We start from the raw sequence: 9,138 nt of genomic DNA, 5'->3' as shown, positions 1-9,138 counted from the left end.
GGCCCCGCTCCCCCGGTGACCGGGGCGGCGGGGCCGTCGCAGGTGCCGTACGGGGCGGAGCGTCAGCTCGTGCCCTTCTCCAGGGAGCGCAGGGCCGGGTCCATGACCACGTCCTCCTTGCGGGCCGAGGCGGCGATCGTCGGGTCCTCGGGGAAGTGACAGGCCGTCAGGTGCCCTTCCGCGTTGCCGCTGATCCGGACGAGCGGCGGCTCCTCCGTGGCGCACTTGTCCTGCGCCTTCCAGCAGCGGGTACGGAACCGGCAGCCGGACGGCGGCATGATCGGCGACGGGACGTCACCGACCAGGCGGATGCGCTCCCGCTGCTGCGCGTCGATGTCCGTCTCCGGCACCGCGGACAGCAGGGCGTGGGTGTACGGGTGGCGGGGGCCCGTGTACAGCGTGTCGCGGTCGGCGATCTCGACCACCTTGCCGAGGTACATCACCGCGACGCGCTGCGAGAAGTGCCGCACGATCGAGAGGTCGTGGGCGATGAAGACGAAGGCGATGCCGCGCTCCCGCTGGAGCTCCTGGAGCAGGTTGACCACCTGCGCCTGGATCGAGACGTCGAGCGCGGAGACCGGCTCGTCGGCGACGATCAGCTTCGGCTCCAGGGCGAGCGCCCTGGCGACCCCGATGCGCTGCCGCTGGCCGCCGGAGAACTCGTGCGGGAAGCGGTTGTAGTGCTCCGGGTTCAGGCCCACGGTCTCCAGCAGCTCACGGACCCTGGCCTCGCGGCCCCCGGGCGGGTTGATGCCGTTGATCTCCATCGGGCCGGAGATGATCTTGCCGACCGTCTGGCGCGGGTTGAGCGACGCGTACGGGTCCTGGAAGATCATCTGGATCTCGGACCTGATCGGCGCCAGTTCCTTGCGGCCCGCGTGCGTGATGTCGCGGCCCTCGTAGGAGATCGTTCCCCCGGTCGGCTCCAGGAGCCGCGTCAGCATCCGGCCGGTCGTCGACTTGCCGCAGCCGGACTCCCCCACGAGGCCGAGGCTCTCGCCCGGGAAGACGTCCAGGCTGACGCTGTCGACGGCCTGGACGGCCCCGACCTGTCGCTTGAACGGGAACCCGCCGTAGATCGGGAAGTGCTTCGTCAGGCCCTTGACCTCAAGGAGAGGCCTGCCCTTGGCCGGTGCGGCCTTGTCGGTGACGGCCGTGGTCGTCTTGTTCTCGCTCATGGTGGTTAGCCCCAGTCGCCGGTACGTCAGCCCAGCCGGGGCTGAATCTTCTCTATGAACACTTGGCGTTTCTGCTCTGCCGTGAGGTGGCAGGCGGAACCGCGCCCCGTGGGAAGCGCCGGACGCTCGCCGGAGCAGCGGTCGTTCCCGACCAGGTCGACGAACTCGCACCGCGGGTGGAACGGGCAGCCGGACGGCGGGTTGAGCAGGCTGGGCGGGGAGCCGGGGATCGGCCGCAGCGGTTCGTCCACGTCGCCGGCCAGCCCCGGCATGGAGGAGAGCAGGCCCCAGGTGTACGGGTGCTGCGGCGACTTGAGGACCTCGCGCGTGGTGCCGCGCTCGACGGCGCGCCCCGCGTACATCACCAGGATGTCGTCGGCCGTGTTGGCGACGACGCCGAGGTCGTGCGTGATCAGGATGATCGCGGAGCCGAACTCCTGCTGGAGGTCCTTGAGCAGGTCGAGGATCTGCGCCTGGACCGTCACGTCGAGCGCCGTCGTGGGCTCGTCCGCGATCAGCAGCGACGGGTCGCACACCAGGGACATGGCGATCATCGCGCGCTGGCGCATACCGCCGGAGAACTGGTGCGGGTAGTCGTCGACGCGGTTCTTCGGGTCGGGGATGCCGACCTTGCCCAGCAGCTCGATGGCGCGCGCCCGGCCTTCGGCCTTCGACGCCCCCGTGTGCTTGCGGAAGGGCTCGGCGATCTGCCGGCCCACCGTGTAGTACGGGGAGAGCGCGGTCAGCGCGTCCTGGAAGATCATCGCGATCTTGTTGCCGCGCAGGGATTCGAGTTCCCGGCGCGAGAGGTCGGTGACGTCCTGGCCGTCGACCCAGATCTCGCCCTCGACCGTGGTGGTCTCGGGTGCGTGCAGGCCGAGGATGGACAGGTTCGTCACGGACTTGCCGGAGCCCGACTCACCCACGATGCCGAGCGTCTTGCCGCGCTCAAGGTCGAAGGAGAGCCCGTTCACGGCCTTGACGACGCCGCCCTCGGTGGAGAAGCGCACGTTGAGGTCGCGTACCGAAAGGAAGGGGTCGGACGCGGTCGGCGCAGGAGCGCCCTCGGGCTTGGTGAGTGTGGTCACTGTCGTTACTCCTAGGACAGCCGTACGCGCGGATCGATGAGCGCGTAGCACGCGTCCACGACGATGTTGCACAGCAGGATGAAGGCGGAGCTGAACAGCATCACACCCAGGGTCGTGGGCAGGTCCTTCTGGATCACCGAGTCACGGGCGAGCCTGCCGACACCCGCGAGGTCGAAGGTGACCTCGGTGACGATGCCGCCGCCGAACAGGGCGCCGATGTCGATGCCGAGGATCGTGATGATCGGGATGAGCGAACCGCGCCAGGCGTACCGGAAGAACACGTACTTGGCGGACATGCCCTTCGCGCGGGCTGCTCTGACGTGCTCCTCCTGGAGCTGCTCGATCATCGAGGACCGCGACATACGGGTGTACTGCGCGGTGAAGATCGTCGCCATGACGGCCCAGGGGATGATCAGGCCGGTGAACCAGGCGACCGGATTCTGGGTGATCGGCGTGTACGACGGTTTGTCGAGCCAGCCGGTGGAGTACACGAGCGCGAGCATCACCAGCGGGCCGAGGAAGTAGATCTGGAACGAACTGAGCACCAGCGAGCCGCCGCTGAAGATCTTGTCGATCAGGCTGCCCTTCTTCCAGGCGGCCAGCATGCCGGCGCCGAGGCCGACGACCAGGAAGACGGCCGCGCCGCCGATCATCAGGGAGAGCGTCAGCGGGAAGCGGTCGAGGATCGTCGACCAGACGTTCTGGCCGTTCGCGAAGGAGATGCCGAGGCACGGCGCGGGGCAGTGGCTGCCGCCCTGGACACGTCCCATGACGATGCCGACCACGTAGTGCCAGTACTGGAGGTACACGGGCTGGTCGGTGCCGAGGTTCCTGCGGACAATCGCCAGCGCGTCCGGAGTGCAGTTCTTGCCGCACGCCAGCGTCGCGGGGTCCTGCGGGATGGCGAAGAACATGAAGTACGTGATCGCACTGATCAATATGAGGATCAGGACGGCGCCGAACGTCCGGCGAATGAGGAATTGAAGCATGGCTGGTCGCTGCTCTCAGGACGGCGGCTGCTGTGAGGAGTCGAGGGACTCGGAGACTCGGGAAACACTGGCCCGGCACCCCGATGGCGCGCACTCCGCCGGGTGCGCACCATCGGGACGGGCCTTACGGGCTGTGCTGCGGTACTCCCTTGAAGAGGGTTACTTCTTCAGGAAGACCTGCGTCACGTCGACCTCGTTCGAGTCGTTCGAGTAGCGCAGACCGCCGACGTTCGATCCGAAGATCTGGAACGTCTTGGTGTAGTAGACCGGGGCGGCCGGGTTGATCCGCTCCATGATGTCCTTGTTGATCGCGGTCCAGGCCGCCTGGGCCTTCGCCGGGTCCGTGATCTTCTCGGCCGCCGCGATGTCCGCGTTCACCTTCGGGTCGTTGACGTGCGAGTAGTCCGAGGACCCGTCCTGAAGGTTCGACCCGTCGTACGTCGGCGGGATGACCGTGGAGGCGGACGGCCAGTCCTGGCCCCAGCCGGTCATGTAGAGGTCCATGCCGTTCTTGAGCTTGCCCATCTGCTCGTACCAGCTCTGGTTGTCGACCTCCTTGGTGATGGGGTCGAGACCGATCTCCTTCAGCATGTTGGTGATGATCACCGACTGCTGCTGGCGGATCTGCGTGTTGGCGTACGCGTAGACGACCTTCTTGCCCTCGGCGTGCGCGGCCTTGATCAGCGCCTTCGCCTTGGCGATGTCGCCGTTGGGCTTCTTCAGCTTGCCGAACGGGTCGTACTTCGCGTCGAAGCCGGGCAGGGTCGGGGCCAGCAGGCTGTTGGCCACCTCGCCGCCGAACGCGCCGCCGTCGAGCTTGTAGATCTGGGCGCTCGGCATGGCGTACGTGATGGCGTCACGAATCCGCTTGTCCTTGATGCGGTCCATGTTGAAGTTCATCTGCCACACGTAGGGCTGGTAGCCCTGGATCGTGCGGGCCATGGCGGCCTTGCTGCTGGTCACGTTCGGGACCTGGGTGGTCTCGACGGCGCCGGTCCACTGCATGGCGTTCTTGTCCGTGCCGCGGTCGGCGAGGATCGACTTGGTCTGGTCCAGATTCTGGACGTTGACCGAGATGTTGAACCCGTTGACGTACTGGTGGCGCACCGAGTCCGTCTTCGGGTCCCACTCCGGGTTCTTGACCAGCGTCATCGACTTGCCGGGCTTGTAGTCGCCGATCTTGTAGGGACCGGTCGACAGCGGCATCTGGTCGTACTTCTGCTTCGTGTCGCCCTTGATCGGCACGGCCGCGTAGCCGGGCATCGTGAGCGCCTGCGGCAGGTCGGGCTCGGCCTGCTTGAAGTGGAAGACGATGGTCTTCGCGTCGGGCGTGGAGAGCACCGAGTCGGGCAGGTGCTTGCCGTCGTAGCCGCCGCCCGGGAGGGCCTTGCGGTACGTGGTGCCGGCACCGGAGAGCCACTGCTGGATGTAGGTCGGGCCGTCGGTCTCGAAGGACGCGTACAGGCGCTCGATCGAGTGCCGGATGACGTCCGACGTGATCGCGTTGCCGTTCTGGTCCTTGATGCCGTCCTTGAGCGTGTACGTCCAGGTCTTGCCGCCGTCGGACTGCTTGCCGGAGTCGGTGGCGAGGTCGCCGACGACGGTGAGCTTGCCGCTGGCGTCCTGGGAGTACTGCGTCAGACCGCGCTGCAGCAGGCGGTCGAGGACCTTGCCGTCACTGACGTAGGTCTGGCCCGGGTCGAGGTGCGAGAAGTCGGCCTGCTGGTAGACCTGCATGGTGCCGCCGCTGTGCGCACCCGCCACCGCCGGGGCCGGTCCTGTGGACTGCTGGGCGTTGCCGAAGGCGACCGGCTGGCTCAGCTTCTTCGCGTCCGACTGGGTCTGCGTCTTGGGCTGCCCCTTGCTTCCCCCGTCGTTGCCACCGCACGCGGTGAGAGCCAGCGACCCCGCGGCCACGGCTATGACCGCGGCCTGGGTTCTGCGCGAGCCAAAGATCCTCATGGTGGTGAGTACCTATCTGTCAGTAGTGATCGGGCTGTGCTGCCTGTGCGCGCGGCCTGAATCCGGCGCCGGGGCAGCAATCCCCTCAGCGGGGCACCGACGGGATTGTCAGCGCCCGGACTTCGGGTCGAAGGCGTCTCGGACGGAGTCGCCGAGGAGATTGAAGGCCAGTACGAAGATGACCATCGCGACGCCCGGGTAGACCATGTACGCCGGGTCCTGCTGGATGAAGCCCGCGCCGTTCGAGAACATGCGGCCCCAGTCCGGGGTCGGCTCGACGAAGCCGACACCGACGAACGAGAGGAACGCGACGTTCAGGACGTTCGAGGGAAGCTGGAGCGTCGCCTGGACCAGGATCGGCGACCAGAGGTTCGGCAGCAGCTCCTTGCGGATGATGCGCCAGGGCGAGGCACCCGAGATCTTCGCCGCCTCCACGAACTCGCGTTCGCGCATGGTGAGGGTGGCCGCTCTGATCAGTCGGGCGAGGCCCATCCAGCCGAGGATGCCGGTGACGAAGATGATCGCGGCGGCCCGTAGCCAGACCGGGGTGTTCTCGTCCGGCTTGACGAACGCGGCCGTGATGACGGGCATCGAGGCGATCATGAACAGCTGCGAGGGGAAGCCGAGCAGGAGGTCGGTGAACCTGCCGAGCCAGAAGTCCACCGCGCCGCCGAAGTAACCGCCCACCAGGCCGATCAGCACACCGAGGATCACGATGACGAGCGTCGCGCCGAGTGCGGTGTAGATCGAGGTGCGCATGCCGTACAGCAGCTGCATGAACACGTCGCGGCCGAGGTTCGGTTCGATGCCGAACCAGTGGCTGCCGGACGCACCGCCGAAGGAGCCCGAGGGCATGTTGAACTCGTTGAGCAGAGTCAGGCTGTTCTGCCCGTAGAGCGTGTACGGATCTTTCCCGTACAGCTTGCTGATGACGGGGGCGAGGATCGCGATCAGGAAGAAGAAGATCACGACACAGGCCGAGATGATCCCGGTGCGGTCGCGCCTGAAACGCATCCACATCAACTGACCGGGAGAGAGGCCCTCGCTGGGCTTGGTCTCCTGCGCCCCGTCCTTGCTGAGGGCGTCGGGACCGTTGCCCCCGGGGACCGAGGTGTCCTCGGTCTGCACTGGACTTGTCACGATCGCACTTCCCCCGTGGGGATCACCATCGCGCGCCCGACCCGTGTGGTGCGTATGGCACCGCGCATGGGGTCCTCCTCATGAGTCCACTTGTCACTTGCGAGAAGGGCAGTCGTCTACGCGCGCTGACTCAGCGGTTCGACGCGCCAGTTGCCTGCCCTCAGTGTGCTCGTGAGTCGTCGCCCCCCACAGCGCATGACCCATTGACCCGAGCTCAATGGAGCCAACTATTAAGTACGGCCGGGCCGTAAACCACACTTAAAGGGTCTCGTTTTGACAACATCGCCCAGAGGTGTCCGCCCGAAATCCGGACAAACCAAGCCCAGACAGACACCCCCGAAACGGACCGTTAACATATGTTCCGGAGAGCGACGTCCGATATTCGGACGGTATTCAGAGGAAAATGATTTGCCCGCCGGGGACGAATCGGTATAGGAAACGGCCCGGTTCCGGCCGCACGCGATGCCGTGCGGCGGAGCCGGGCCGTCGTTCACCGTCCTGCTGTCCTCACCGCCCGCCCGGGGGTCCGGTGCGCGGCCCGACGGGCCGCACAGGACCGCCCGGCGCGTGCGTCAGCGCTTGGCGCGCGAGGCGGCGCGCCCCCGCTCCTTCTGGTCCAGGACGACCTTGCGGATACGGACCGTCTCGGGGGTCACCTCGACACACTCGTCGTCGCGGCAGAACTCCAGCGACTGCTCGAGCGACAGCTTCCGCGCCGGGACCACGTTCTCCGTGGTGTCGGCGGAGGCCGCGCGCATGTTGGTGAGCTTCTTCTCCTTGGTGATGTTCACGTCCATGTCGTCGGCGCGCGAGTTCTCGCCGACGATCATGCCCTCGTAGACCTCGGTGCCGGCCTCGGTGAAGATGACGCCGCGCTCCTGGAGGTTGACCATGGCGAACGGCGTCACCACGCCCGAACGGTCCGCGACGAGCGAGCCGTTGTGGCGGGTGCGCAGCTCGCCGAACCACGGCTCGTGGCCCTCGAAGAGGGAGTGCGCGATGCCCGTGCCGCGCGTCTGGGTCAGGAACTCCGTACGGAAGCCGATGAGGCCGCGCGACGGGACGATCCACTCCATGCGGACCCAGCCGGAGCCGTGGTTCGTCATGGTCTCCATGCGGCCCTTGCGGGTCGCCATGAGCTGCGTGATCGCGCCGAGGTGCTCCTCGGGGCTGTCGATCGTCATCCGCTCGATGGGCTCGTGGGTCTTGCCGTCGATCTGCTTGGTGACGACCTCCGGCTTGCCGACGGTCAGCTCGAAGCCCTCCCGGCGCATCTGCTCGACCAGGATGGCCAGCGCCAGCTCGCCGCGGCCCTGCACCTCCCAGGCGTCGGGGCGCTCGGTGTCCAGGACGCGCAGCGAGACGTTGCCGATCAGCTCGCGGTCGAGGCGGTCCTTGACCTGGCGGGCGGTGACCTTGTGGCCCTTGCCGCCCTTGCCGACGAGCGGCGAGGTGTTGGTGCCGATCGTCATGGAGATGGCCGGCTCGTCGACCGTGATCAGGGGCAGCGCGATCGGGTTCTCGGGGTCGGCCAGCGTCTCGCCGATCATGATGTCCGGGATGCCGGCGATGGCGCAGATGTCACCGGGGCCCGCCTTCTCGGCGGGCTTGCGGGTGAGGGCCTCCGTCATCAGCAGCTCGGTGATGCGGACGTTCGACATCGTGCCGTCGCGCTTGATCCACGTGACGGTCTGGCCCTTCTTCAGCTCGCCCTGCTCGACGCGGCACAGCGCGATACGGCCGAGGAAGTTGTCGGCGTCGAGGTTGGTGACGTGGGCCTGGAGCGGGGCGGCCTCGTCGTACTCGGGGGCCGGGACGTGCTCCAGGATCGTGGAGAAGAACGGCTCCAGGTTGTCGCTGTCGGCGGGGACGGTGCCGTCCTCCGGCTTGGTCAGCGACGCGACGCCGTCCCGCGCGCACGCGTAGACGATGGGGAACTCGATCTGGTCCTCGTCCGCGTCGAGGTCCAGGAACAGGTCGTACGTCTCGTCGACGACCTCGGCGATCCGGGAGTCGGGGCGGTCCGTCTTGTTGATGCACAGGATGACCGGCATCCGGGCGGCGAGCGCCTTGCGCAGGACGAACCGGGTCTGCGGGAGGGGCCCCTCGGAGGCGTCGACCAGCAGCACCACCGCGTCCACCATCGACAGGCCGCGCTCGACCTCGCCGCCGAAGTCGGCGTGGCCGGGGGTGTCGATGATGTTGATGGTGATGACGTCGCCGCCATCCTTCGGGTGGTACTTCACGGCCGTGTTCTTGGCCAGAATCGTGATGCCCTTCTCACGCTCCAGGTCGTTCGAGTCCATCATCCGCTCGTCGAGGTGCTCCGCGGCGTGCGCGGCGAAGGCGCCGGCCTGCTTCAGCATGGCGTCGACCAGAGTGGTCTTGCCGTGGTCGACGTGGGCGACGATGGCGACGTTACGGATGTCGTGGCGCGTGGGCATGCTGACTGACGCTTCTCTCGATCGTGGGATGAGGCGGCTGTCGGTCTGGCCCGTCCGCCCGCCGGGCGTCACGCCACGGCTGTGTCCATCGTACGGGGCCCCCCCCCCCGGGGCCCGCCCGGCCGAGGGTGCGGGGGGCCGCACGCGCCGCGAGGCGGCCCGTGCGAGGGCCCGCGCGCGCCGGGAGACGGTCTGTGCGAGGGCCCGCGCGCGCCGGGAGACGGCGCGGGAACCGGCAGCGGACAGCGTCCGGGGACCGGGTGGAGCCGTGCCGGGCGGGACGCGTGCGCTGGGGGCGCGGTGCGGCCGGCGGGCGGCTCGCCTGCTCAGAAACGGC

At 67.8% G+C, this 9,138-nt stretch carries 6 protein-coding genes; all 6 read right to left on the bottom strand.

Annotated features, from left to right (window positions below; genetic code table 11):
- Positions 1–62 precede the first annotated feature (62 nt).
- Complete coding sequence (locus LCE31_RS31555; RefSeq protein ID WP_225020458.1) at positions 63–1,178, bottom strand: ABC transporter ATP-binding protein; 1,116 nt, start codon at positions 1,176–1,178, stop codon at positions 63–65.
- Between the two features lie 26 nt (positions 1,179–1,204).
- Positions 1,205–2,266: an ABC transporter ATP-binding protein gene (locus LCE31_RS31550; protein ID WP_225020456.1), complete on the bottom strand. Its 1,062-nt coding sequence runs from the start codon at positions 2,264–2,266 to the stop codon at positions 1,205–1,207.
- Between the two features lie 11 nt (positions 2,267–2,277).
- Positions 2,278–3,255 (bottom strand): ABC transporter permease, encoded by a 978-nt coding sequence (locus LCE31_RS31545; protein WP_225020454.1) that lies wholly within the window; start codon positions 3,253–3,255, stop codon positions 2,278–2,280.
- Between the two features lie 159 nt (positions 3,256–3,414).
- Positions 3,415–5,217: an ABC transporter substrate-binding protein gene (locus tag LCE31_RS31540; RefSeq protein ID WP_225020452.1), complete on the bottom strand. Its 1,803-nt coding sequence runs from the start codon at positions 5,215–5,217 to the stop codon at positions 3,415–3,417.
- Positions 5,218–5,325: 108 nt separating this feature from the next.
- Entirely contained in the window at positions 5,326–6,357 is a 1,032-nt protein-coding gene (locus LCE31_RS31535; protein WP_225020450.1) for an ABC transporter permease, read from the bottom strand.
- A 572-nt stretch (positions 6,358–6,929) separates the two neighbouring features.
- Positions 6,930–8,801 carry a translational GTPase TypA gene (gene typA / locus LCE31_RS31530; protein ID WP_225020448.1) on the bottom strand — a complete coding sequence of 624 codons (1,872 nt, stop codon included), beginning with the start codon at positions 8,799–8,801 and terminating at the stop codon, positions 6,930–6,932.
- Positions 8,802–9,138: the final 337 nt, after the last annotated feature.

Source organism: Streptomyces sp. 8L, from assembly GCF_020176795.1.
Taxonomy (GTDB): Bacteria; Actinomycetota; Actinomycetes; order Streptomycetales; family Streptomycetaceae; genus Streptomyces.
The sequence above is the reverse complement of the archived record's forward strand: the minus strand, read 5'-3'. Positions and strand labels throughout refer to the sequence as shown.

Bases quoted from the DNA above. Each gene is read 5' to 3' on its own strand.
- LCE31_RS31555 (WP_225020458.1), bottom strand. From the start codon at position 1,178: ATGAGCGAGAACAAGACGACCACGGCCGTCACCGACAAGGCCGCACCG.
- LCE31_RS31545 (WP_225020454.1), bottom strand. From the start codon at position 3,255: ATGCTTCAATTCCTCATTCGCCGGACGTTCGGCGCCGTCCTGATCCTC.
- LCE31_RS31540 (WP_225020452.1), bottom strand. From the start codon at position 5,217: ATGAGGATCTTTGGCTCGCGCAGAACCCAGGCCGCGGTCATAGCCGTG.
- typA (WP_225020448.1), bottom strand. From the start codon at position 8,801: ATGCCCACGCGCCACGACATCCGTAACGTCGCCATCGTCGCCCACGTC.